Annotated in this window: 18 protein-coding genes and 2 pseudogenes; 8 read left to right on the top strand and 12 right to left on the bottom strand. The window is 59.6% G+C overall.

Annotated features, from left to right (window positions below):
* The 7 genes from nadC to EJ077_RS02105 all read left to right on the top strand — a co-directional run bounded on the left by nadC (nucleotide 1) and on the right by EJ077_RS02105 (nucleotide 7,855).
* Nucleotides 1-882, top strand: a complete 882-nt coding sequence (gene nadC, locus EJ077_RS02135; RefSeq protein WP_024505570.1) for a carboxylating nicotinate-nucleotide diphosphorylase — start codon at nucleotides 1-3, stop codon at nucleotides 880-882.
* A 174-nt stretch (nucleotides 883-1,056) separates the two neighbouring features.
* On the top strand, nucleotides 1,057-2,025 hold the full coding sequence (gene bioB / locus EJ077_RS02130) for a biotin synthase BioB (protein WP_245454882.1): 969 nt from the start codon (nucleotides 1,057-1,059) through the stop codon (nucleotides 2,023-2,025).
* Nucleotides 2,022-3,161: an 8-amino-7-oxononanoate synthase gene (locus EJ077_RS02125; RefSeq protein WP_024505572.1), complete on the top strand. Its 1,140-nt coding sequence runs from the start codon at nucleotides 2,022-2,024 to the stop codon at nucleotides 3,159-3,161. The genes bioB and EJ077_RS02125 overlap by 4 nt, the downstream gene beginning before the upstream one ends.
* Nucleotides 3,158-3,793: a dethiobiotin synthase gene (gene bioD / locus EJ077_RS02120; protein ID WP_063169254.1), complete on the top strand. Its 636-nt coding sequence runs from the start codon at nucleotides 3,158-3,160 to the stop codon at nucleotides 3,791-3,793. Before EJ077_RS02125 ends, bioD begins: the two co-directional genes overlap by 4 nt.
* The gene (locus tag EJ077_RS02115; protein WP_126080683.1) at nucleotides 3,793-5,058 is read left to right on the top strand and encodes an adenosylmethionine--8-amino-7-oxononanoate transaminase; all 1,266 of its coding nucleotides are present in this window, start codon (nucleotides 3,793-3,795) and stop codon (nucleotides 5,056-5,058) included. The genes bioD and EJ077_RS02115 overlap by 1 nt, the downstream gene beginning before the upstream one ends.
* On the top strand, nucleotides 5,055-6,038 hold the full coding sequence (locus tag EJ077_RS02110; RefSeq protein ID WP_126063924.1) for a beta-ketoacyl-ACP synthase III: 984 nt from the start codon (nucleotides 5,055-5,057) through the stop codon (nucleotides 6,036-6,038). The genes EJ077_RS02115 and EJ077_RS02110 overlap by 4 nt, the downstream gene beginning before the upstream one ends.
* A 173-nt stretch (nucleotides 6,039-6,211) precedes the next feature.
* A complete protein-coding gene (locus EJ077_RS02105) occupies nucleotides 6,212-7,855 on the top strand; it encodes an MFS transporter (protein ID WP_126063923.1) in 1,644 nt (547 codons plus the stop codon).
* Nucleotides 7,856-8,089: 234 nt separating this feature from the next.
* Here the strand turns inward: EJ077_RS02105 and hemN are convergent.
* Together hemN and EJ077_RS02095 are read right to left on the bottom strand one after the other, a co-directional pair.
* Nucleotides 8,090-9,415 (bottom strand): annotated as a pseudogene (gene hemN, locus EJ077_RS02100) (oxygen-independent coproporphyrinogen III oxidase).
* A 470-nt stretch (nucleotides 9,416-9,885) separates the two neighbouring features.
* Entirely contained in the window at nucleotides 9,886-10,242 is a 357-nt protein-coding gene (locus EJ077_RS02095) for a hypothetical protein (protein WP_024505577.1), read from the bottom strand.
* A gap of 604 nt (nucleotides 10,243-10,846) precedes the next feature.
* On the opposite strand from EJ077_RS02095, the gene EJ077_RS02090 reads away from it, so the two are divergent.
* The gene (locus tag EJ077_RS02090; RefSeq protein WP_126063922.1) at nucleotides 10,847-11,986 is read left to right on the top strand and encodes a porin; all 1,140 of its coding nucleotides are present in this window, start codon (nucleotides 10,847-10,849) and stop codon (nucleotides 11,984-11,986) included.
* Between the two features lie 482 nt (nucleotides 11,987-12,468).
* On the opposite strand, the gene EJ077_RS02085 is transcribed toward EJ077_RS02090, so the two are convergent.
* From EJ077_RS02085 to EJ077_RS02040, 10 genes and pseudogenes are all read right to left on the bottom strand, one after another.
* Nucleotides 12,469-14,340 carry an acyltransferase family protein gene (locus tag EJ077_RS02085; RefSeq protein WP_126080682.1) on the bottom strand — a complete coding sequence of 624 codons (1,872 nt, stop codon included), beginning with the start codon at nucleotides 14,338-14,340 and terminating at the stop codon, nucleotides 12,469-12,471.
* An 83-nt stretch (nucleotides 14,341-14,423) separates the two neighbouring features.
* Nucleotides 14,424-14,984 (bottom strand): CpaD family pilus assembly lipoprotein, encoded by a 561-nt coding sequence (locus EJ077_RS02080; RefSeq protein WP_063169261.1) that lies wholly within the window; start codon nucleotides 14,982-14,984, stop codon nucleotides 14,424-14,426.
* A 12-nt stretch (nucleotides 14,985-14,996) separates the two neighbouring features.
* Nucleotides 14,997-16,418 carry a type II and III secretion system protein family protein gene (locus tag EJ077_RS02075; RefSeq protein ID WP_050580548.1) on the bottom strand — a complete coding sequence of 474 codons (1,422 nt, stop codon included), beginning with the start codon at nucleotides 16,416-16,418 and terminating at the stop codon, nucleotides 14,997-14,999.
* A 71-nt stretch (nucleotides 16,419-16,489) separates the two neighbouring features.
* The gene (locus tag EJ077_RS02070; protein WP_024505585.1) at nucleotides 16,490-17,176 is read right to left on the bottom strand and encodes a response regulator transcription factor; all 687 of its coding nucleotides are present in this window, start codon (nucleotides 17,174-17,176) and stop codon (nucleotides 16,490-16,492) included.
* 812 nt (nucleotides 17,177-17,988) lie between these two features.
* Nucleotides 17,989-18,157 (bottom strand): annotated as a pseudogene (locus EJ077_RS31815) (transposase); the annotation flags it as partial.
* 714 nt (nucleotides 18,158-18,871) lie between these two features.
* Nucleotides 18,872-19,906: an L-threonine 3-dehydrogenase gene (gene tdh / locus EJ077_RS02060; protein ID WP_126063920.1), complete on the bottom strand. Its 1,035-nt coding sequence runs from the start codon at nucleotides 19,904-19,906 to the stop codon at nucleotides 18,872-18,874.
* Nucleotides 19,907-19,971: 65 nt separating this feature from the next.
* Nucleotides 19,972-20,985: an adenosine kinase gene (locus EJ077_RS02055; RefSeq protein ID WP_126063919.1), complete on the bottom strand. Its 1,014-nt coding sequence runs from the start codon at nucleotides 20,983-20,985 to the stop codon at nucleotides 19,972-19,974.
* Nucleotides 20,986-21,085: 100 nt separating this feature from the next.
* Nucleotides 21,086-22,261, bottom strand: coding sequence for a methionine adenosyltransferase (metK, locus tag EJ077_RS02050; RefSeq protein ID WP_063169265.1), 1,176 nt, complete (start codon nucleotides 22,259-22,261; stop codon nucleotides 21,086-21,088).
* Nucleotides 22,262-22,318: 57 nt separating this feature from the next.
* Entirely contained in the window at nucleotides 22,319-23,656 is a 1,338-nt protein-coding gene (gene glyA, locus EJ077_RS02045; RefSeq protein ID WP_135871343.1) for a serine hydroxymethyltransferase, read from the bottom strand.
* A gap of 37 nt (nucleotides 23,657-23,693) precedes the next feature.
* Nucleotides 23,694-24,038, bottom strand: a complete 345-nt coding sequence (locus EJ077_RS02040) for a helix-turn-helix domain-containing protein (RefSeq protein WP_084831489.1) — start codon at nucleotides 24,036-24,038, stop codon at nucleotides 23,694-23,696.
* Nucleotides 24,039-24,320 lie beyond the last annotated feature (282 nt).

Below are 24,320 nucleotides of genomic sequence, written 5' to 3'. Positions count from 1 at the left end.
ATGACTTCATTCTCCCCCCTCCCCGCGACCCTGATCGAACCGATTGTGCGCGTTGCGCTCCTCGAAGACCTGGGCAGATCCGGCGACCTGACCACCGATGCGGTTATCCCGTATGATTGCACTGCCACGTTGGTGCTCAAAGCGAGGCAGGCGGGCGTCGTTGCCGGGCTCGATCTGGTCTCGTATGCCTTCCTTCTCGTGGAACCGGCGATCAACATCCAGATCTGGCGCCCTGATGGCAGCGAGGTTGGGGCCGGGGAAACCATTGCAAGATTGTCCGGACCCGCACGAGGCCTGCTCACGGCCGAACGCACGGCCCTCAATTTCTTATGCCGGCTGAGCGGCATTGCCACTGCCACAGCGGCCATGGTTGAGGCCGTGCGCGGTCACAAGGCGAGGATTGTATCGACGCGAAAGACGACGCCCGGGCTGCGGGCATTGGAGAAATACGCCGTGCGCGTCGGCGGCGGTGCCAATCACCGGTTCGGCCTCGATGACGGCGTGCTCATAAAGGACAACCACATCGCGATCGCCGGCGATATCCGCACAGCAATAGAGCGGGCGCGCGCCGCAGCAGGGCATATGGTGAAGGTCGAGGTCGAGGTCGACACGCTGAAGCAGCTCGATGCAGCGCTCGCGATTGGTGTTGACGCGGTGCTGCTCGACAATATGTCGGTCGAGGATCTTGCCCGCGCGGTTTCTATAGTGGATGGCCGTACGATCACCGAGGCGTCCGGTCGGGTGATGCCGAAAACGGCGGCGGCGATTGCGGCGACCGGTGTCGATCTCATCTCCATGGGTTGGCTGACGCACAGCGCCCCGATCCTCGACATCGGCCTGGACATGCCGGACCACCAGAACATCTGCAAGCACTTGAACTGAGGATTACGGCGTGAGGAGCAACATCAGCTCGGCAGGCGTAGGAGGTGCTGGAAAGACGTGCCGCAGCTCGCCTTTAGCGAGTGCGCCCCAAAGCCAAGAAGGCGTACCGGACTAGCAAACAAAGGTTTGACGATGACGATTGGAATGAACTCGGAGTTCGACGTGAACCAGACCATGCAATCGGTCGATGGAACGCCTCCGCGATGGAACCGCAAAGAGGCCGAGGCCATCTACGGCATGCCATTCAACGATCTGCTGTTCCTAGCTCAGACGATCCACCGCCAGAACTTCGATCGAAACCGAGTGCAGCTGTCGCGGCTCCTTAGCATCAAGACCGGCGGGTGCCCCGAAGATTGCGGCTATTGCAGCCAGTCTGCGCATTACGAAACCGGTGTGAAGGCGTCGAAGCTGGTGGACGTCAAGCATGTCATCGACGAAGCGGCCATGGCGCGTGATGGCGGCGCAACGCGCTATTGCATGGGCGCGGCGTGGCGAAGTCCCAAGGAGCGCGACATGGAGGTTGTGGTCGCCATGATTGAGGGCGTCAAGGCCCTCGGCATGGAGACCTGCATGACGCTCGGCATGCTCGATCTTGAGCAAGCTGCTCGCCTGAAGCAGGCCGGTCTCGACTACTATAACCACAACATCGATACCTCTGAGCGCTACTATGGCGAGGTTATTTCAACCAGGACTTTTGCCGACCGGCTGGAAACGCTTGGGCACGTGCGCGCGGTTGGGATGAAAGTCTGCTGCGGCGGCATTGTCGGGATGGGAGAAGAAAAGACCGATCGCATCGACATGCTGGTCACGCTCGCGAACCTGCCCGAGCCGCCGGAAAGCGTGCCGATCAACATGCTTATTCCCATCGAAGGCACGCCGCTTGCCGCGGCCGACGCCATCGATCCGATCGATTTCGTCCGCATCGTTGCGCTCGCGCGGGTGATGATGCCGAAATCCTATGTAAGGCTGTCCGCCGGCAGGACGGCGATGAGCGACGAAACGCAGGCGCTGTGCTTCTTTGCCGGGGCCAATTCGATCTTTGTCGGCGACACGCTGCTGACGGCGGGAAATCCCGGCGAGGACAAGGATACCCTTCTGTTCCGGCGCCTCGGCATTGAGCCTATGGAACTCGCCACGCAATGAAGGAGGCAATTCTTGCCCGCTATGACGCAACCTTGCGGGGACTGGGGCGCAAGGACCGGTTGCGGACGCTCGCACCGCGCGCCGGGCTCGACTTCTCGTCGAACGACTATATCGGACTTGCCGCCTCCAAAAGACTGGGCGATGCGGTTTCGACGGCGATTGCGCGGGGCACGCCAGTGGGCGCCACCGGATCGCGGCTGTTGCGCGGCAATGCACCGGAACATGAGCAACTGGAGGCGGACGCAGCGGCATTTTTCGGAGCCGAGCGTGCACTGTTCTTCGGCAGCGGCTATATCGCCAACTTCGCTCTGCTGACGGCCCTGCCGCAGAAAGGCGACCTGCTGGTCCTCGACGAGCTCGCTCATGCCAGCATGCATGAGGGTGCCCAGGCCGGGCGCGCTGAGTTCAAGCTGGCCGCGCACAACGACGTCGACGCTGTCGAGGACGCAATCACCCGCTGGCGCGCCGAAGGCGGCATGGGGCGGGTGTGGATCGCCTTCGAAAGCCTTTACAGCATGGATGGCGACCGTGCGCCGATGGAGAGCCTGGTCGCGCTGGCTGATCGGTACCAGGCATTCATCGTCGTCGATGAAGCGCATGCCACCGGCGTCTGGGGACCGGACGGCCGGGGACTGGCCGCCGCGTATGAAGGCCGCGACAACATCGTCACGCTCCACACATGCGGCAAGGCGCTTGGCGCATCCGGCGCGCTCGTTACCGGACCGCGAACACTGTGCGACTATCTTATCAACCGGTGCCGGCCATTCATCTATGCGACCGCACCATCGCCGCTGATGGCAGTCGCGGCACGTGAGGCGCTGACTATTCTGTCTGACGAGCCTATGCGTCGTGCTCAGTTGCACGAGCGTGTCGCTTTCGCGAGCCGGCAATTGGCCGAACGCTGCGGCGTGATGCCCAGCGGTTCGCAGATCCAGCCGCTTGTGATCGGCGATAACAGCCGCACCATGGCGGTGGCGGCAGGACTGCAGGCACGCGGCTTCGACATACGCGGCATTCGCCCGCCGACAGTGCCTGAGGGTACGTCGCGCCTGCGCATTTCGCTGACTCTCAACGTCGACGAAGCCGACATTTCCGCCATGGTCGAGGCTCTCGTCGGAGTGTTGGCCACAGCATGACCAAACGCATCGTCGTCACCGGAACAGACACTGGAATTGGCAAGACAGTGTTTTCGGCCGGACTTGCCGGGCTGCTCGACGGCTTCTACTGGAAGCCGGTGCAATCGGGCCTCAACGAGGAGACCGACAGCGAGGTCGTCGCCCGGCTTTCCGGCTTGCCCGACGGACGCGTGCTGCCCGAAGTCTATCGACTGACGATGCCGCTGTCGCCGCATCGATCAGCCGAAATCGACGGCGTCGCGATCGAGGCCGACGATCTTTCATTTCCGGTCCTGCCGACACCGCTCGTCATCGAAGGCGCCGGCGGGCTGATGGTGCCGCTCAATCGACAGACAAGGTTCATTGACATATTCGAACAATGGCGGCTGCCGGTCATACTGTGCGCCCGCACCGCGCTTGGCACCATCAATCATACGCTGTTGTCGATCGAGGCCCTGAGAGCCCGCTCCATCCCGCTCATCGGCATTGCCTTCATTGGCGAAGAGGTGGCCGATACACAAAGGACAATCGTGGAATTCGGCGGCGTGCCGCAGCTGGGCAGGCTGCCGCACCTCGGTCCGCTGACGGGTGAAACGTTGAGAGATGCAATGATTTCCGGCTTCGACCTGGCCATGATTGCCGGAGGCGACTGATGGCGGAGTCTCGAGTCTGGCATCCGTTCACGCAGCACGCGCTAGAGCCCTCGGTCCCTGAAATCGTGCTGACTGAAGGCGCCTATCTCCACAAGGCCGACGGCTTCCGCATCCTCGATGCGATTTCTTCCTGGTGGGTCGTCACCCATGGCCATCGCCACCCCCGCATCATGAAGGCCATCGAGACGACCGCGTCGAGCCTCGACCAGATCATCTTCGCGGGCTTCACCCACGAGCCGGCCGAACGGCTGGCCGAGGCGCTTATCGGCATCGCACCCGCCGGCCTCGACCGGGTGTTCTATTCCGACAGTGGCTCCACCTCAGTCGAAGTCGCGCTGAAGATGGCGCTCGGCTATTTCCGCAACATCGGCGCGCCGCGTTCGCGCATCGCCGTCATGGAGCACAGCTATCATGGCGACACGATCGGGGCGATGAGCGTCGGCGCCCGCGGCGTCTTCAACGCCGCCTATGATCCTTTGCTGTTCGAGGTCGACGCCATCCCCTTCCCGGCCGCCGGGCGCGAGCAGGAAACGCTGGATCGGTTCGAGGCCGTTAGCCGCGACCGGCGCGCAGCCGCGCTGATCGTCGAGCCGCTGGTGCTTGGCGCCGGCGGCATGCTGATGTATCCGGCCTGGGTTCTTGCCGAATTGAAGAGGATCGCCGAAGCCTCCGGCACGCTGCTGATCGCCGATGAAGTGATGACCGGCTGGGGGCGCACCGGAACCATGTTTGCCTGCGAACAGGCGTCCGTCTCGCCCGACATCTTGTGCACCTCGAAAGGTCTGACCGGTGGTACCATCCCGCTGGCCGCCACGATCGCCACCGATGCCATCTTCCACGCTCACTTTTCGGAGGATCGCAAGAAGACGTTTTTCCATTCGAGCTCCTACACCGCCAATCCGATCGCCTGCGCGGCAGCACTTGCCAATGTCGAGATCTGGCGTGACGAGCCGGTGGCCGAGCGGATCGCGGTCTTGAGCGCGAGGCAGGCCGCCGGGCTGCAACGCTTCCGGGTCAATCCATATTTCACCGACTGCCGGACAACCGGCACCATCGCGGCACTCGACCTACGCACCGGCTCAGCCGGTTATCTGGCCGAGATCGGGCCAAAACTGCGCGCTTTTTTCCTTGAGCGGGGGCTACTTGTGCGCCCGCTCGGCAATGTCCTCTATCTTCTACCGCCCTATTGCATCACCAGCGACGAATTGGGCGGGCTCTATGACGCGATAGAGGAGGCCGGCGAACGCTTCGGCTCGCGGCCATGAACCTATCGTCGCGCGTTCTCGGCTTCGGCCATCATGCGCCGGCGCGCAAGGTCGAGAACCCGGAAATCGAAGACCGGCTCGGGCTTGAGCCCGGCTGGATCGAGCGGCGCACCGGAATTCGCTCGCGCTTCTGGGCAACAGACGAAGACACGCTGTCGGGCCTTGCCGCCTCTGCCGGCGACATGGCGCTGACCAATGCCGGTATCGACCGCGGCGACGTCGGTCTACTCTTGCTCGCCACGTCGACGCCCGATCACCTTCTGCCGCCAAGCGCGCCGCTGGTCGCACATCGGCTGGGGCTAGGCCGCGCCGGAGCGATCGACCTGACCGGCGCCTGCGCCGGCTTCATCTATGCGCTGATGTTCGCCGACGGGTTCACCCGCCTGCACGGCAAAGCGAGCCTTGTCATCGCCGCCAACATCCTCAGCCACCGCATCAATTTGGCCGAGCGCGCCAGCGCCGTGCTGTTTGCCGATGCCGCCGGCGCCATGGTGATCAGTCCTTGCGATGACCCGGATCGAGGCATTCTCGGCGCTTCGGTGGATTCCGACGGCTCGCGCTACGGGCTAATCCAGATTCCCGCCGGGGGAAGCAACACTCCGTTCCATGCCGACCTCGACCTCGCGCAGACACGGATGACGATCACTGACGGCCGTGAAGTATTCAGCAAGGCCGTGGAGATGATGACCGCCTGCTCGAGAGATGCGCTCACTGCTGCCCGACTGAGGCCGCAAGACCTCGATCGTTTCGTGCCGCATCAGGCCAATGCGCGCATTTTCGACGCGGTCGGCAGGAACCTCGGCATCGCTGATCACTCGATCGTCAAGACGATCGCCGAATATGGCAACTCTTCCGCCGCGACGATCCCGCTCTCATTGTCGCTGGCCCATCGGGCGCAGCCGTTTCGGCCTGGCGAGAAAGTCCTCTTGGCGGCAGCGGGTGCGGGTCTCAGCGGCGGCGCGCTTGTGGTGGGAATTTAGCAAAGCAATGCTTGCGCACAGGACTGCTCATGAATGAGACTATGAGAATGGCTCAATACGTAAATAGTCGCCGGCAAGCTCCATAGAGCTGGGTTCCGTGCGGTGCTCCGCGATGTCTAAGTATCGACCCGCTTGCTCAAATCGCAGCGCTCATCGAAGGCCAGCAATACCTCATGCAGAGCGAAAATCCTCAACCGCCCGTTTCAAAGACGCTCGCCCCATTTCGAAACAAGGTGTTTCGCTCAATTTGGGCGGCCACCCAGATTTCCAGCCTCGGTTGGCTAGTGCAAACGGTCGCCATCAGTTGGCTTATGGCAACGATTTCAGCGTCCGACCTCATGGTGGCACTCGTCCAGGCCGCATCCACATTGCCGGTGTTCTTCCTCTCAGTTTTCGCCGGAGCCATTGCCGACAACTTCAGCCGCCGGTGGGTGATGTTTGCGGGACACTGCCTGATAGCATCGGCGTCGACGACGCTGATGATTTCTGTGGGTCTGGGATTTGTCAGTCCTTGGCTGATTCTCGGGTTAGGTTTCCTGGCCGGCTGCGGCTTTGCCTTGAATGATCCGGCTTGGCACGCTTCGGTCGGCGATATCCTTCACAAACGCGACATTCCGGCCGCAGTGACGCTTATGTCCGTCGGATACAACATTGTGCGCAGCGTTGGTCCGGCCTTGGGGGGCGTGATCCTGGCCGTCTTTGGGCCGCTGGCCGCTTTCGCCTTGGCTGCGGTGAGTGATCTGGCGCCCATAAGCGCGATATGGCGCACCAAATGGGAGGTCCGCTCTTCGCCTCTCCCTCGTGAGAGAATGACGACGGCAATTCATGACGGAGTGCGCTTTACTGCGATGTCTTTGGAGATCAGGGCAGCGACCGCCCGAGCCGCTCTTTTCGGATTGGCAAGCATCTCCATTCTGGCGTTGCTCCCCCTCGTCGTCCGGGATCAGTTGAAGAGTGGGCCAATTGTCTACGGTATCTTATTGGCCGGCTTCGGCATGGGTGCTTTCATCGCGGGCATGGGCAACGGCTTCTTGAGGAAGGTCACGTCTCAAAACAGGCTGGTGGCCTTCGCCTCTGTGGCTTGTGCAGTCTGTTGCCTCTCCCTTGCCCTTACATCGTCGATTCCTGTGGCGGCCATTTCGCTGGCGCTCGGCGGAGCGGGTTGGCTTATCACCTGGACGGGCATTGACGTGTCGGTGCAGTTGGCAAGCCCAAGGTGGGTTGTAGGCCGCACGCTCTCCATTTACTACGCCTTGAGCGCAGGCGGTATGGCTGCTGGCAGCTGGATCTGGGGTTCTGTCGCGCAAAACTATTCCTTGACCTTAGCATTGGAGGGCGCCGCAGGCGCTCTGTTGCTGGTTGCAGCAGCGGGGATCGTGTTGCCGGTCCGTCCCTGGGAAGAAACCGATCAAGAAAGTTCAGTTTTTCATCCGCCGGACGTGGCTCTCGATCTGAAACCCAGAAGTGGCCCTATCGTGGCCAAGGTCGAGTATTTGATATCGGAGGAAAATATCGAGGCCTTTCTGGGCTCCATGCGCACGCGGCGACACGTCCAGAGCCGTGCCGGTGCACGAAACTGGACGCTCCAGCGAAATCTGCAAACACCGTCACTTTGGACGGAGACATTCCGCACCCCCACCTGGATGGACTTTCTCCGCCTAAATCATCGACTCACCGCAGCAGATAAGGAAGTCGCCCAGCATCTCCTGTCACTGCATGAAGGAGAGGTGCCTCCGCAGACAGTGCTTTCGATTGAACGGACGACCGAGGCAATTCGTACCCGTACCTCGACAATCTTTTCTCGTCCTCCAAGATGACGCCATCAAGCTGCTGTCCAGGGACAGGGTGGATCACCGGTGCTTTGCAGAGCACAGCCTCACACCGAGAGCAGCGTGCTCCGGGTTGTGCGCTTTCGCGCGCACCCAGGCGAGATGATGGTGAACGCGGCGTCAAGTGGAAGTCCCCTGCATACGCTTGCGGAGTCTTCTGCGAGAGCCCATGCCGACGAGCGCCAAACAAGGTTTGATGCCTTTCGGCGTCGTGGCCTCAACTCATCGATTCGCGAGAAAAGCATCGAATGCAGCAGCAACGGCGCGAACAACAAAGCGGTGCTCCGGCCGCACGCGGATGAAGCCGTTTTCGACGTCCAGGATCCCCTCCTCAGCCAGCGTCACCAAACTCTCAACTGAATCGAGAAAACGAGCTGGTTCGATTTCGTGGGCGGCACAGATGGTCGGCACGTCGGCCTCCAAATCGCACATCAGTCGCTCGATGATCGCTGCGCGCACCCGGTCATCGTCGGTCAGACGGTGACCCTTTGATGTCGCCAGACGTCCACTTGCGATGTGCCGGGCGTAAGAATCCCGTGTTACTTCGTTCTGAACATACCCCTCGCGGACTCGGCCAATAGCCGACGCGCCTAAGCCGATCACGTTTTGCAAGTATCGGCCGAGTATCCCAGCGAATTACGCCGTAGGCGCGCCCGGTCTTCTGCGCTAGCGCGAGTTCGTCGTCCGGCGGAGCGAAATGATCGAGCCCGATCTCCCGGTAGCCAGCGCCAACCAGTGTCTCGGCGACAGCTGCAGCCTGTTCGGCGCGAAGATCGCCGTCCGGTAGACCTGCCTGCTCGATAGGCGCTGGTTCTTTATCACGGAAGGAATATGCGCGTATCCGAACACCGCAAGCCGGTTGGGGCGCATGGCGACCGCAGCCATCGCGGTCTGGATGCAGGACTGCACAGTCTGTTTCGGTAGACCGAAGATGAGGTCGAAGTTGATATGGCCAACGCCATGCCGGCGGAGATTTTGGACTGCAGCGGCCGTCTGCACCTTACTCTGGATCCGATTGATCGCCTTTGCACATCGGGATCAAAGCTCTGCACGCCGATGCTCGCGCGGTTGACACCGTTAGCTGCCAAGGCTTCGGCCATTTCCGGTGTGAACGTTCGGGGATCGATCTCCACGGTGATCGCAGCAGTTTTGCTGAAAGCGAAGTGGCGGCGTAGAAATTCCATCAGCGCCAAGTGCTCGGCTGGCCCGATAAGGTGAGGCGTTCCGCGCCGAAATGCACATCGCTCACCGGCAGCCCTTGCCGCACTTGCTCCGACACCAAACTGATCTCCTGACGCAGCACCGCTAAATAATTAAGGATCGGGCCGTTGCGACGGATGACCGCGGTAGGGAAGCCGCAATACCAGCACATGGATCGGCAAAACGGAATGTGGAAATAGAGCGACACCGATTCGTCGGCCGGGAGGCCCCCAGCCATTCCTCATAATCGTCAGCACCAACTGCCGCAGAGAAGTCTGGCACAGTCGGATAGATGGTATACCAAGGCGGCCGGGGGTCCCGGTACTTTGTCAGGATTGAGGTGTGCAAGGAGCTGTCATCCCACGTCGCTGATCCATCATTCTTTCGTTGCGCGCTCGTCCTGGTCTCTGACCTAAGTCAGTGCGTCCCGCTTATGTCGCAGTCTCGTTTGGACAGGATGGGGTCAACCACGCCGGGGAGCGCGCGTGCCATGGTTGCGCCTGAGGTGATGGTGCGGTGCCGCATTCAACGTCTGAGTAGTACGTGACGCCAGTGCAGTGTGCTTGAGGCGTCTGCGGAAGAACTTTGCAATGCGAAATTCATGTCCGACGCAACGGACCTGTCAAGCCTCGTTCAGACGCCATCCAGGTCCAGCCAGCGGCCTTCCCTGCCGGCCGAAAAACCATACCGGCTTTAGCCACCGAGACGCTCTAAAGCTGACGTCGGCTCATTTGATGAAAGGAGGACGCCGCTAGGGGGTGCACAAGGTTCCCCGGCTTGACGTCGCTTCGAGCGAAGAGCGGCGGTGTGGCTTGTCGTCAAGCGCCGGGCAGCGTGCCCCCTACCGATATCCCGAAAAGATCGACCAAGATGGCCATGCCGACGCCACACGCGGTCTGGATGAGGCCGACCATGAAAATGCGATTGGCGCGTTCGTAGATGGGGCGCCGCAAGGAACTCATGTCGAGCAGCATGGACAGCGCTCTCATCTGCAGTGCGATGCCGAGCAGGATCGGCACTACGGCGAACAGATCGTAGAGTTGCCATGGCAAGGGGTTCGCGGCCCAATGAGTGAGGAAGCCGAGCGAAAAGGCAAGCAGGATACCCACGGCAGTGATTGTGCCGTTGCGGAAAATGGTCTCGATCGGTTCTTCCTTCGGATCGTGCTCGTCCAAGCGGCTTCCTTTCGTTGCTCTTTCCGTCGAGACTAAGTTCTCGAGAATGCTGTTCATCGCCAATTACTCGAGGCGAGCCGTAGGCAGCCGTTTCAGGGTGCGCTCCCTCTCGCTTCCGGCCGCGCAATGTACCTGCACGGCGAACTTACAGCGGCGAAAAGGTGCTGCGGCCACCATGCGACGCCTCGGACGCGCACGCCCTCTGTTCCTGGCGCAGCCCTTGCGGAGCGTACGCGCAGTGATCCTTCTCGGTAGCGCATGGCGCGGCCTCCGTTGCGGTCAGACGGGAAGCCGTCGCTGTTAACGAGACTGTCACATGGCAGGCGTGCGATTTTGGTGTCGGCCGCATTTACGCTTCAGGTTGGCATGTCGCTTGCTGCTCTATTCGGAGAGCTGCAGCGGTCCGACCGGAGTGTTTCACATGTAAACGATAATGAATCTCCTAACAGAAAACACTATTATAAGTACATGTGGCTTTTACGCTGGCTCACCTCTCGTGTCAAGCGCTTTGGCGTCCACATATTGGAGACAACACGCACAAAATTTAGAGGAAAAGCTTGCTCTTTCGCCTCTATCCTTTTTATTCCTTCATGGAGATCTAGACATGTACATCAAGAGTCCTCTTCTCGGCTTAACTGCTCTGATGACCGTTTCCGTCGGTCGAGCAGCTGGCGCCGAGCGGGAACCGGCCGAGTACATCAAGATCTGCGACGTCCTCGGCTCGGGATATTCCTATATTCCCAACACCGAGACCTGCCTGCGCATCGGCGGCTATGTCCGTTACGATATCGGCCTGGGTGACGTCCGATCGTATGACAGCGCAAGAACCTCGGACGTGAGAACTGGCGAGGACCAAGGCACTTGGCGAAACAGCACACGCTTCACGTTCAAAACTTGGACCGGCCAGCAGACCGAGCTCGGCGCGTTGACGACCTATACCGAAACCCACGTGAATTTTGGCAACAGCGCTAACTCGCATGACAGTCCTCAGAACTATGATTTCAACAGCGGCCTCGCACTGGCTTCTGCCTGGGTCGAGCTGGGAGGCCTGCGAGTTGGCAAGGAGGGGTCGGCCTTCGATACGTTTGTAAGCTACGCTGGCGACGTTCTCGATAGTATGCTCGTTCCGTCGGCCGGCTTCGACACCAACGTGGCTCAGTACCACTTCGACGCCGGCAACGGCATTTCGACTGTGATTTCGCTCGAACAAGGATCGGGCTCAGCCGGTACTATCGACAGCTATATTCCGCACGTTGTCGCCGGCTTGAAATACACGCAAGGCTGGGGCTCGATCACCGGCGTCGCGGCTTATGACAGCAATTACGAAGCTTTTGCCGGCAAGATCCGCGTCGACGTCGCTGTCACAAACCAGCTGTCGCTGTTTGGACTCTTCGGCTACGGTTCCAATGCCAGTCTCAACGAGGACTCAAACGGCGCAATTGCCAATCATGGGCGCGGCTCGTACAAAATCTGGAACGGCCAGTGGGCTTTCTGGGCGGGCGCCACCTACGAGTTTGACGAGAAAACTTCGTTCAACCTTCAGGTCTCGGGTGATCAGCTCAAGGATGCTGGTGTGGCTGCAAACGTCGCCTACATGGTCGTTCCCGGCTTCACGGTCACAGCCGAGGTCGATTACGACCACTACGGCAACTCTGGCCTCGGCCCTGCCGAGCCTACCGCCGTCAAGGGCACGAGCAAGCCGAACAGCGTCGGCGGCATTCTCCGCTTACAAGGCTCATTTTGAAATCTCTCCAGTCGCGAGCATGGCAAAGGCACTTGCCTCGACAACGCACGCATGGAGAGCTTCGTTCGCCATCTTGAAGTCTGCATCGACCGTCCACGGCCCATCGTACCAACTAGAAACTGAAAGTTATGAGCCCTGTGTACTACACCTAGCCCTTGACCTGCCCGATGAACCGGCCAGGGGCCGTCAGTTCAAATTCGGGGCCGCTTAGAGGGCAGTGTGAGGCCGTGTTAGGTAAGCGCCACTGCAATGTCGAGGCCGCGACACGCCTGTCGCTTTGGACGGCTGGAATTGCCCTTCGCGGCGCCATTCATTCTCTCAACATTTACGTGATAATGCACGCTGAGTCCGAGCCGCGTGGCAGCACCCATCCTAGGTCACTATCGGGGGGCCTTAAACCTGAACAGCTCCATCGTCGCGGCTGCTGCGGAAGCAGGAGCTATCACTGGGACCCGTACTGGTGCTTGTCAGCCGCTGAGCCGCTACTTCGTCTTAGGAAGAGCATTGTCCTTGCCAAAAGCCGGCCAGTATTTCGAGATTGCCAGTGTGGCGCCGGCTGAAGAGAAATGACCATAGTCGAAATATAAAAACTCTCCTCTATCGGAATAGGCGCAGCGTCCTGCGCTGCACAGGAATTTCAGCGGATCGATGAATGTGGCGCCTTTGGTAAATGAGCGCACACGTTCGTTGATGTCGGGGTCCATCGCGATCGGCCAGGACGTATCGTCCAGATTTTGGCGCTTGGCGAAGAACGCAATTTTCCGGACGTCAGTTGGGAACTGCGGAGACTGGCCGATGACAAACACGCGCACGCCCAGGGCACGAAGCGTAGCGATTGTTTGCTGAAGACCGTCGAAACCTCTGACCTCATAGTCACTCCATCTACCGCTGAGGATAACCGTCTTGATGTCCGCTTCCAAGATGACGTCCAAGGCCTTGCGATTGAACCGGACACAATCAAGACGATCGTAAGGGTAGTAATAGAGTATCGGCGCGCAGCTGGCGTACGTATATTCAACGATGTTCGCCTGCAATCGATTTATGTTAGCACCCAAGCCGGAAACATAGTGCGCGGCGAAGGAGTCGCCCCACAAAAAAACCGTTGTTGGAAAACCGCTGGTGCGCGTGCAATCCTCCATATTCCAGCTTTCGATCCGGCTGGTGCCCTCGTTGAAACAGATGCCATTCCTCCAGTCCCCGACGGAAATGCGCCGCTGGACATAGTCCGGAAACCGTTGCGGAAAGCCATTGCCGAGCGCCCCCGCCGCTCCGCCGGCACAAAGGACAACGATCGCGAGCGCTGAAAAGGCGAAGATAGGCCCCGGGGAGGTGAAGGCCCTCTTCTGTCGAAACGGCTGCTCTACAAACTTCCAGGAGAATGCAGCCAATGCGAGGCTTGCCACCAACATCGCACCGGTCATCAACGGATCGAGTTTTTGGAACGAAAGATAGTGCGCGAACGCATTGAGAGGCCAGTGAACAAGATACAACGAATACGAGATGAGCCCAATCCAGACCAGCGGCCGGACTTCGAGCATGCGGGTGGCGACCGTCGAGGGGGTATTTTGGCCAACATAGATCAGAAGGGCCGTTCCGATGCATGGATACAAGGCGTTGTAGCCTGGGAACGGATCACTCGCCGAAATCGCGAAGAACCCGATGGCGAGAAGGCCAAATCCGGCCACCCCCACCGACTCCATCAGGAATCGGTTGCCCAGCGGCGAGGGGCATTTGAGCATGAGCAGGGCGCCCAACATGAGTTCCCAGATTCGGGTCGGCAGCAGATAGAATCCGGCGGTGGGTGCCAGCGATGTCGCCATCACCGCCACTACGAAGCTGCAGAGAATTATCGGAAGAAGTGTCGTCAGCCAGCGCTTCCCGATGTAGCGATAGATTAGGAACATCAGGATTGGTGCGAAGATGTAGTACTGCTCCGCTACGGAAAGCGGCCAAGTGTGCAACAGTGGTAGAAGCGCGGCATCGATAGAGAAGTAACTTGACGTTTTCCAGAAGAAAACGTTCGACCAGAAGGTCGAGGTAGCTATGATGCTAAGACTGAATCCGCGCAGATCCGGTGGCAGAAGAATGAACAATGCTGCAATGCAGGTGAGAAGCATCACAAAGACGAGCGCCGGCAGAATGCGCCGGGCACGGCGCCAGTAGAAGTTGACGATGGAAAATTGGCCGCGTTCAAGGTCATCCAGGAGGCTTCCGCTGGTTAGGTAGCCGGAGATGACGAAGAAGATATCGACCCCGCTAAAGCCACCCGGGATCGCCGAAATTCCGAAATGAAAGAGTACGACCGGAAGTACAGCAACGGCCCTAAGGCCCTCGATATAGCGCCTATATTGCATCCAGCGGTTCCTTTTATTTTAGATCAGGACGCGATTGGAAGCTTTCAATCTCCGGTAGGAGTGCTGCCGAGATAAGGGCGGTATCAGCCACCTTTATCCGTCCCGAATGTTCTGTAAGTTGCAACTGGTACAGAAGCACGATCGCCATCGCCGGCCTTGACGGCCTGATTGTCGAGCAGATCGCGCGGATCGTTGACCATCACGGCCAGGTTATGTCCTGTCGAACAACCAAGCGGCTGTTTGAAGGATTCTTCATTGGGTAAGGCACCATATGAGGGACAGACCGGCGGACGGGCGTGATAGACAATCGCCTCAATTCGCACTGAGCCGGCGTCGTGTTGATCGCGCAATTGAATGTTGTCTTCTTCGATTGCCAACTGCCTGGCCTGATGGGCTACCCCTGCGCTGAGCTGGGGCGAACCGCTGATGAGGAGGTGGATGGCATCGAACCGGCCGCGACTGGCCTTGTCTAGGAAAACACGCAAACGCTGCCGTTCGGAAGCGCGCAGGCTTTGCAACGTCAGGACGGTGGTCTCCTCTCGGACAAGCATTGGTGCCGATGGTTCGACATCAACTGGCGTAGTGCTTGTGCAGCCACTTACGCTTGGTGCCAGAGCGACAAAGAGGATTATAAAACGCAACATCTTTGGATGACACTATTCGATGATGAAGCCGAGACCGCCCTGGGCGCTTGGCGCGCCCGCACGGATAGCAGCGCGGTCTCGCGGGGGACTTGTCACGGAATTCGTCGGAGCGCCCCCTCCGTTCAAAGCCGGTGCCGCCCGCTCGGTCGGTGCGCTCATCTGGTTTGGGTTGGAGCCTGGTCTTACAATGTAAGGCGTAACTAGAATGACCAGTTCTGACTCCTCTTTTTGAAACGAGGTCGAGCGAAAAAGCGGTCCCAGGATCGGCAGTTCTCCGAGCCAGGGAAAGGCCCTGACATCATTGTTGACGTTCCGCCTGATTAGACCGCCGATTGCGAAGCTCTGGCCGCTGGCGAGTTCGACGACCGTATCGGCTCGGCGCGTGGAAACTGCCGGCACGGAAATTCCGTTGATTTGCACGGCACCTTGCGTCGACAGTTCACTGACTTCGGGCGTTACGTGAATGTTGATTTGATTGTTGCTGAGAACTGTCGGCACAAATTCCAGACTGACGCCGAAGTGACGGAATTCAACCGATACCTGCCTGTTTTCCTGCAGGACAGGAATGGGAAATTCGCCGCCCGCGAGAAAGCTGGCCTTTTCACCCGACATAGCGGTGAGGTTCGGCTCAGCCAGGACGGAAGCTATATGCTCCTTGGCGAGCGCGTCGAGAACCGCGCTGACGTTGACGGCACCGTTGTCGAATCCGATTTCTGCTGTACCGCCACCCTGGGTTGAACCAGACCCAGCGCTTGCAGCGCTTCCGCTTAGAACGCCCACTTTGAAATTGCCGATTTGACCGAAGGCGGACAAGTTGACGCCGAGTGACTTCATGGCGCTGCGTGAGACTTCGGCTACGCGCACGCTGAGGTTAACTTGCAGGGATCCAGCGACCTTGATGTTGTTGACGACTTGCGCTCCGTCGCCCAGATATTGCTCAGTGACTCTTTTTGCGGTGTCGGCGACCTCTGCGTCGGGCGCCGTCCCGCTAAGGATTGCGCCGCGCGGCGTATAGTTGACGCGGATGGGATAGTCGCCGACCTGCTCCCGCAACATGGCGCGTAAATCCCCGATCGGTTGCGTGACAACGATACGCAATTCGGCGAGAGGCTCGCCATTGCCATCCAAGGCGAATAGGCTGGTCCGCCCCGATTTCTTGCCAAAGACGAAGATTGTTTTGCTCGATGGCGCCTGAAAATCCGCGATCGTGGGGTCAGCAACAAAGATGGTCGTGGCTGGCGCGGGCAGATGAACGGTCTCCCCGAGCGAAGAGGAAAGGGTCAGCGTGGCGTTGATGCTATTCGAAGCCGCATGCGGCGGGCCTTTGTCCTGCTTGTTTTGCGCCGCGACACCAAGTGGGAAAGTCACAATAAGCGCGCAGAGGAGATGGCCCAGGTAACGGGGAACTGCAGGTCTTGTAACCTTGTTGGCGATCGCCCGCCAATTGAGCGCATGGCAAGGATGTTGAAGGATCAGCAAAATAGATCTTCTTTCGATTCGACAAACTATGCGGACGAGGCGTCAGTCAATTCTAGGATGTAACCAATGCCTCGGATGGTCTTGATCCGTGGCGTTGCACCTGATCTGGTCAGATGTCCCCGTAAACGATAAATTCCGACTTCAAGCGCGTTGGCAGACACGTCGTCGTTGAATGAATAGAGGTGATCTTCCAATTGCGCACGGGGCACGATGCGGCCTGCCCGGTTAAGCAGGTGCTCTAGAATACAGAGTTCGCGACGTGCGATCATCATTGGGTGCCCATCAACGAAAACCTGGCGGGCGACCGGATCAAAGTCGAGATTGCCAAATACGAGCCTCAGGTCGGTCATCTGTGTCGCCCGGCGCAGAATGGCTCTCATTCTGGCAATAAGCTCATCGGTAGAGATGGGTTTGAGCAGAAAGTCGTCCGCACCACCGTTGAAGATCGCAATTCGCTTATCGAGATCGTTAAGGCTGCTCATAATGACGGCAGGAACTGAATGCCCGTGGGTCCTCAACTGCCTCAGCCAACCCAAGCCATCGCCATCTGGCAGAGCCAATTCCAGCAGGAGAATTTCATAGCTGGCGCAAGAAAATGCACTCGAAGCCAGTTCCAGAGTACCAACGACATCAACGACGAAGCCGCCATCCCCGAGCGCAAGTCGCATGGCGCGCGCAAGATCCGCATGATGATCCACGAGCAGCGTTCGCATTTCATCTCCTCTCGAAGAGGGACGGCCCATCGAACGCGTCACCGGCGGCCATCTGATCGGAGCACACGGCGCGCAACTCGTCGCAGCTCTCGGAACTGGTCCGAGTCGGAGGGACATGCAAGTCGCTCGGTGGCAATAGGCGCGGGTGAGGACCAACTGACGGGCTCAAATACGCCGGTCGGCGAACCCACGAGGCCAGCAACCCGCGTGCGATTTCTCGTTGCATCATCTCTCCTACGTGCAGCCCCTGCGCTCGCAAGGCAGCGTCGCGGCTCAGAGCCCGATTCCCACAGAGGGTAGGGTTAGCTTTCGAGAAACTGATTGAACAAATCGATTATTTGGATCGAATGCATCCACGGTATGGATGCAGCGCACCATCTTCAACGACTGCGGCGTCCTGATGCACTGTTGTGTCTGTCGTGCTCTGCTTTTTTCGCTGTCCTTCAAGGCTGGCGAGCCTGGTGGAACCTGCGCGTCATTGGCTTGGTAGCTTGAATGCTCAACAACGGAGCGCCCTGCGCAAAGCCGCTCTCATTTCCAAAAAGCCTTGCAATCTGGTTGGAGCACTTCGCGCTCGACACCAAAATAGGCGAGGAAAACTGACGTCTGACAGGGATGTACATGCAACAGCCGATTTGCGGCACCAGCAAACGACCGCGTTCAGGCTGAAGATCGACGACCAACGGCTCCTCGATTTCCGCACCGACCGCTTTTACAAGCTCTTCCTGTGCGGGCGGATGCCGGCAAACAGCAGCACAGGGTCAGCGAAACCGGGAGCGGGCCTGCTTGATCGCCATGATCACATTGCCGCTGTCGCGCGTGCGGAGCGGAATGCAATCGGTCCAGCCGGCGGCAATCCGGTCAGCACCATCGTCTGCACGAAGCTCCCTGACGAAGACGTGCCCGAATGCGCTCAACAAAGCCGGGCGGCGGATCTTTCCAATCGCCGAAGGTGCGGGCTGGCACCGAGCGGCGAACTGCGAACTCATTCCTGCCCGGCGGCGCTGGCCGCCGCGAGCGTCGATGCGGACCCAGCCGCTCCGAATCCTCCCACAACACGATGAGCGCGTCGCGGACATCGCTGCCGTAACAGCGGCTGCGGCTCTTGCCCGCAGACGGCCTCTGCTCACGACGGTTCATAAGACGGATCGCGCGCTTGCGAATAATAGCCGGTTACCGCCTCGAACTCATCCAGAATGCGCCGCTTGTCAACGCCGCAATAAAGCTCCACGATCGCCGCTTCACCGTGTCGCCATGCTGAGCCGCGCCATCCTTCCCCCGAACCGGAATGGCACGACCTGTCCATCCCCTTTGGAACAGGACACTATTGGTAACATTTTGCTTGAGGCAATGCGGCTCGTTGCCTTCCTTTTCGCTGACCGGAAGGGTACCGGAAGTCGTCTATCGCATTTTACCCGCTGAAAGCGGCAACACCTCGACCTCAATCGCAGATCATAGGAAATAGACGATCGCGTCGGGGCCTCAGCATCGGTTCACCGGGTTTCCGTCATCGACTGAAGCGAATTGCCCCATCGACCGTCACCGGGTGGGCCGCGATACGTCGCCGTGTATGATTAGCGAGCGCACGTAGCGGAGCCATAGCTCTCCACCCAGCCATGTTCCCCTAGTTGGAAAATGTCCGGCGGACCAGAGGTGCTGTCGTCAGCTTTTCCTGAATAGCGGCCAAGGCAATCCCTACCAGTCCATCACCACCTTGCCGGAACTGCCGCTCTTCATCGCATCGAAACCGATCTGAAAATCGTCGATGCCGATGCGGTGGGTGATCAGGCCGGAGACATCCAGCGGACCCTGCACAAGCGCGATCATCTTGTACCAGGTTTCGAACATCTCGCGGCCGTAGATGCCTTTGAGATGCAGCATCTTGAAGATGACCTTGTTCCAGTCGATCTCGAAGCCGGTCGGCGCGATGCCCAGAATGGCGATCTTGCCGCCATTGTTCATGGTGTCGATCATGTCGCGGAAAGCGGGGGCGGCGCCTGACATTTCGAGCCCGACGTCGAACCCCTCGGTCATGCCGAGCACCGGCATGACGTCGCGCAGCTTCTCCTTCGAGGCGTCGACGACATGCTGGACGCCGAGTTTCTTGGCTAGCGCCAGCCGCACCGGGTTGATGTCAGTGATGACCACTTTGCGCGCGCCGACGCATTGGGCGACGAGCGCGCCCATGATGCCGATCGGCCCGGCGCCAGTCACCAGCACGTCCTCGCCGACCAGATCGAAGGACAATGCGGTGTGGACGGCATTGCCCAAGGGATCGAAGATCGCGGCAATCTCATCGGGCACATCGTCGGGGATCGGCACGACATTGTGCTGCGGGATCGCCAGATACTCGCCGAAGGCGCCTGGACGGTTGACGCCGACGCCGAGTGTGTTGCGGCACAGATGCCCTCGCCCGGCGCGACAGTTGCGGCAATGGCCGCAGACGATGTGGCCTTCGCCCAATACACGCTGGCCGACCTTGTATTCGGTGACCGCTGCGCCGAAATCGGCAACGGTGCCGACGAACTCATGGCCCGTCACCATCGGCACCGGCACCGTCTTCTGCGCCCACTGGTCCCAATTGTAGATGTGCACGTCGGTGCCGCAGATCGCCGTCTTCTTGATCTTGATCAGCACGTCGTTGGGGCCGATTTCCGGCACCGGCACCTCTTCCATCCAGATGCCCGGTTCGGCCTTGGCCTTCACAAGCGCCTTCATCATGTTCGACATCAGGATTTCCCTATTCCGTGATTGCGCTTCTGGCGAGATAGCCTGCACAACGGGAAGGTAGGCCACTAACTCGTTTGAACGTCCGGAATGGTCAGCCCCGCCTGCTCGGCCTCGCGGCGCAAATTCTGACGGGGCCTGGGGCCGATCTGCTGGATCACCAATCCGGCTGCCAGTGAGCCAAGGTCGCCGCAAGTCTGCAGGTCGCGGCCTTGCGTGTAGCCATGCAGGAAGCCGGCGGCATAGAGATCGCCGGCGCCCGTCGTGTCGACCAGTTCCTTGATGGCGGTCGCCTTGATCACCACGGTCTCGTCGCCGCGCACGATCACCGAGCCTTTTTCCGAGCGGGTGACGGCGGCGATCCGGCAATCCTTGCGGATCTGGGCCAGCGCCTCGTCGAACGACGATGTCTGGTAGAGCGACTTGATCTCGTGGCTGTTGGCAAAGACGATGTCGACCGTGCCCGAGCGCATCAGGTCGAGGAATTCGTCGCGGTAGCGGTCGACGCAGAACGAATCCGATAGCGTCATCGACACTTCTCGGCCTGCCGCGTGCGCCAGCTTCGCCGTCTGGCGGATTGCCTCCTTGGCGCGCGGCGGGTCCCACAGATAGCCTTCGAAATAGGTGACCTTGGCGCCGGACGCCTTGTCGGCTTCGACATCCTCAGGGCCAAGCTCGACGCAGGCGCCGAGATAGGTGTTCATCGAGCGCTCGCCGTCGGGCGTGACGAAGATCATCGAGCGCGCCGTCGGCGGCTCACCCTTGAGCGGCGTGGTGCCGAAGGCGACGCCCTGCGCATGGATGTCGTGGGCGTAGATTTCGCCCAGCGCATCGTTGGAGACCTTGCCGAAGAAGGCCGCGCGGCCGCCAAAGCTGGCGACGCCGGCCGCCGTGTTGCCGGCGCTGCCGCCGGACGCTTCGATCGCCGGACCCATGCGGCTGTAGAGCAGTTCGGCGCGTTGTGTGTCGATGAGGTTCATCGCGCCCTTGATGATGCCGTTGGTCTCGAGGAATTCCTCGTCGCACTGGGCGATGATGTCGACAATGGCATTGCCGATGCAAAGCACGTCATAATCCGGCATCAAAATCTCCGCCAAAACCCGAGCCGGCTTCTTGCCACGCCGGCCGGGCGTGGTCTCGCGAGTTGAAATGGGTTGCCGCATGCGCTTGATCCAGCCGCCCTCACGCAGCTGCCGGTCCGGCTTCACGCAGCAAATCGTCAGCTTTGTCCGTCTTCTCCCAAGTGAACTCAGGCTCTTCACGCCCGAAGTGTCCGTATGTCGCCGTCTTGCGGTATATCGGCCGTAAGAGATCAAGCATCTTGATGATGCCTTTCGGTCGGAGATTGAAAACCTCGAGAACAAGGCGCTCGATCCTTTTTTCCTCGATCCTTGCGGTTCCGAAGGTATTGACCATGACAGAAACCGGACTGGCCACGCCGATCGCGTAGGCAAGCTGAACCTCGCAGACCTCTGCAAGGCCGCTGGCAACGATGTTCTTCGCGACATACCGGGCGGCATAGGCCGCCGAGCGGTCAACCTTGGATGGGTCCTTGCCCGAAAAGGCACCGCCGCCGTGACGCCCGGTCCCACCGTAGGAATCGACGATGATCTTCCGTCCTGTGAGGCCGCAGTCGCCGGCAGGCCCACCGACCACGAACCGCCCTGTTGGGTTGACCAGAAATCTGATCCCCGAAGTATCCAGGTGGGCCGGCAGGACCGGTTTTATGATCTCCTCAATGACGCCTTCGCGGACCGTGGCTTGTGAGACCGCTTCGTCATGCTGCGTTGACAGGACTATGGTATCCAGCGCCACCGGGCGGAGCCCTTCGTAGCGTACCGACACTTGAGATTTCACGTCCGGACGCAGCCAGCCAAGCTGTCCCGCTTTCCGGACCTCGGCCTGTCTTTTCGTCAAATGGTGAGCGAGTTGGATCGGCAGGGGCATCAATGTATCCGTCTCGTTGCATGCGAATCCAAACATGATGCCCTGATCCCCTGCCCCTTGCCCGAGATCCTGCCCTCGTCCTTCATCAACGCCCTGGCTTATGTCGGGCGACTGCTCGGTGAGGGCCAGAACGACGGCGCAACGTCGACCATCAAAGCCAATCGCATCATCGTCGTAGCCAATATCGAGTATCGTATCGCGGGCGACTTGGCTGTAATCGATGTGGGCATGGCTGGTGATCTCGCCAGCCACAACGACCATCCCCGTCTTCACCAACACTTCACAGGCGACGCGCGCCTTCGGATCGGTGCGCAGGACCGCATCGAGAATGGCATCGGAGATGTTGTCTGCCATCTTGTCGGGGTGTCCCGCGCCGACGGATTCGGAAGAGAACACGAACTGCCTGGTCATAAAAATGCCCTCGCTTCAAGTGCTGGAGTTAGTGAGGAGTTTCTGGATTGGGGTGGCTTATCGGTCGCGGATGCCGGGAACATCGAACGCAGTGCAGAAGTCGGCAACGTCTCTTCGTACGCTCGCATGAACTTCCTGGTCATCGGGCTGGCGGCAGACCGAGTCGATGAAAGCGGCGATCTGCACCATCTCCGTTTCGCGCATGCCCATGGACGTCACCGCTGGTGTCCCTAAGCGGATGCCGCTTGTCAGCGCCGGATGCCGCCGGTCGCCCGGGACCATATTGAAATTCGCAATGATGCCTGCACGCGATAAGCGCTCTGCATAGGCTTTGCCTGACAGCGGCCGGTCCCGAAGATCAAGGATCAGCATGTGATTGTCAGTGCCCCCGGTGACGAGTTCATAACCTCGCTCCAGAAGCGCCTGGGCCAGAGCCTTGGCGTTGTGGACGATCTGCTGACCGTAGACACGAAAGGACGAGTTCGCTGCTTCCTGCAAAGCGACGGCAAGCGCGGCGATAGTATTCATATGCGGTCCGCCTTGCAGAAGAGGGAACACGGCGCGGTCTATACGTTTGGCCAGATTGTGTTTGCTCTTCGGATGATGGAGGGGCTGATAACGGTCTTCATTCCTTGATAAAATGAAGCCACCCCGGGGACCGCGGATCGACTTGTGAGAGGTGCTGGTGACCACATCGCAATGGGACACGGGGTTCGGATGCACTCCTGCGACAACCAGGCCGCAGATGTGGGCGATGTCAGCCACCAGATACGAGTTCACCTCCGAAGCAATTTCGGCCATTGCCGCGTAGTCAAAAATACGCGGATAAGCAGTTCCGCCGACCCAAATTAGCTTCGGGCGTTCCCCCTTGGCGGTCTCGCGCAAGTGGTCATAGTCAATTTGCTGTGTCTTTTCGTGCAGCCTGTACGGGACGCGCTGATAATCGCTGCCGGAAAAATTGACGGACCAACCGTGAGTCAGATGGCCGCCTTCGGGTAAAGGCAAGCCCATGACTTTGTCACGGGGGCTCAAAAGCGCGCGATAGACAGCCTGGTTGGCTGGCGAGCCTGAATAAGGCTGGACGTTGGCGTGTTCACTGCCAAATAGCGCTTTCAGGCGCTCGATCGCGAGGGTCTCAAGCTCATCGACGATCTCGTTTCCGGCGTAGTAGCGCGCACCGGGGTATCCCTCGGCATACTTGTTGGTGAAAATCGACCCGGTGGCTTCCAACACCGCCGAGGAGGCAAAGTTCTCAGAGGCGATCAGTTTGAGAGTTGTCCGCTCCTGGCGCTCCTGTCTTAGAAGCAGTTCGTGAACGCGGGAGTCGACGGCGGCTAAGTGAGGCCGCCCGTAAGTGTCGGGCTGCGCGATGGCGCCGCCGGCGGAGTTATCCATGGTAGTCGCGCTCCATTTGGACTGATCTATTTCACGATCAAGCAGGCGGTCCCTTCAACCGCGCGTCTTGTATTGCTTCTAGGCGTTGTAGGTCTCTTTTATGGTGGCCATCATCGTGGGGCAGGAGATCGACCACCAATTGAGCCAGCCCGCCATCCTTGCCTCCTGCTTGCATATGGTACGAAGACTGCGGACGTTGTTCGTTGCAGCAAAGAAAGTTGGCTCTGACCAGCCGCCGGACGTGGCGTCGAACCTGCTCGCGAGGCAGACTGGTAATATCGGCCAGCTCGCCGACGGTTAGATCCGCATGCGCGCAAAGGCCCAGGATTCGAAGACGATCAAGATGCGCTGCCGTCCTTAGGCGATTTACCAGTGTCAACATTGGTTGGCATCAACCCGGACGGGATGCAGCAAGCCGCTAGCCCTTCTATCCCCATCAATCCGCATGAGACCTCTCTCGTCATTTGCTGTAAATCCGCTGGTATGGATGCTAATGGAAGATGGATCACAGTCCTTTCTACGACTAAGACGCCAGATATTGTGGCGAATGTACCACCTGACAGGAGACTACGCTCACGAACATTATGTGAATTTTTTTTAACGTTGCTGAGAATCAAGAATGAGGTTTGGCGAATGTCTCGCCGTCGACTGCCGAATCCTGCCC

The sequence above is a fragment of the Mesorhizobium sp. M8A.F.Ca.ET.057.01.1.1 genome, assembly GCF_003952565.1.
Taxonomy (GTDB): domain Bacteria; phylum Pseudomonadota; class Alphaproteobacteria; order Rhizobiales; family Rhizobiaceae; genus Mesorhizobium.
The sequence above is the reverse complement of the archived record's forward strand: the minus strand, read 5'-3'. Positions and strand labels throughout refer to the sequence as shown.

Excerpts from the sequence above, each read along its gene's own strand:
- EJ077_RS02080 (WP_063169261.1), bottom strand. The coding sequence starts at position 14,984 with ATGTTGCGTTTTATAATCCTCTTTGTCGCTCTGGCACCAAGCGTAAGT.
- EJ077_RS02090 (WP_126063922.1), top strand. The coding sequence starts at position 10,847 with ATGTACATCAAGAGTCCTCTTCTCGGCTTAACTGCTCTGATGACCGTT.
- tdh (WP_126063920.1), bottom strand. The coding sequence starts at position 19,906 with ATGTCGAACATGATGAAGGCGCTTGTGAAGGCCAAGGCCGAACCGGGC.
- glyA (WP_135871343.1), bottom strand. The coding sequence starts at position 23,656 with ATGGATAACTCCGCCGGCGGCGCCATCGCGCAGCCCGACACTTACGGG.
- EJ077_RS02055 (WP_126063919.1), bottom strand. The coding sequence starts at position 20,985 with ATGCCGGATTATGACGTGCTTTGCATCGGCAATGCCATTGTCGACATC.
- EJ077_RS02070 (WP_024505585.1), bottom strand. The coding sequence starts at position 17,176 with ATGCGAACGCTGCTCGTGGATCATCATGCGGATCTTGCGCGCGCCATG.
- bioD (WP_063169254.1), top strand. The coding sequence starts at position 3,158 with ATGACCAAACGCATCGTCGTCACCGGAACAGACACTGGAATTGGCAAG.
- EJ077_RS02085 (WP_126080682.1), bottom strand. The coding sequence starts at position 14,340 with ATGCAATATAGGCGCTATATCGAGGGCCTTAGGGCCGTTGCTGTACTT.
- EJ077_RS02115 (WP_126080683.1), top strand. The coding sequence starts at position 3,793 with ATGGCGGAGTCTCGAGTCTGGCATCCGTTCACGCAGCACGCGCTAGAG.
- EJ077_RS02125 (WP_024505572.1), top strand. The coding sequence starts at position 2,022 with ATGAAGGAGGCAATTCTTGCCCGCTATGACGCAACCTTGCGGGGACTG.
- EJ077_RS02105 (WP_126063923.1), top strand. The coding sequence starts at position 6,212 with ATGCAGAGCGAAAATCCTCAACCGCCCGTTTCAAAGACGCTCGCCCCA.
- bioB (WP_245454882.1), top strand. The coding sequence starts at position 1,057 with ATGCAATCGGTCGATGGAACGCCTCCGCGATGGAACCGCAAAGAGGCC.
- EJ077_RS02040 (WP_084831489.1), bottom strand. The coding sequence starts at position 24,038 with ATGTTGACACTGGTAAATCGCCTAAGGACGGCAGCGCATCTTGATCGT.
- nadC (WP_024505570.1), top strand. The coding sequence starts at position 1 with ATGACTTCATTCTCCCCCCTCCCCGCGACCCTGATCGAACCGATTGTG.
- metK (WP_063169265.1), bottom strand. The coding sequence starts at position 22,261 with ATGACCAGGCAGTTCGTGTTCTCTTCCGAATCCGTCGGCGCGGGACAC.
- EJ077_RS02110 (WP_126063924.1), top strand. The coding sequence starts at position 5,055 with ATGAACCTATCGTCGCGCGTTCTCGGCTTCGGCCATCATGCGCCGGCG.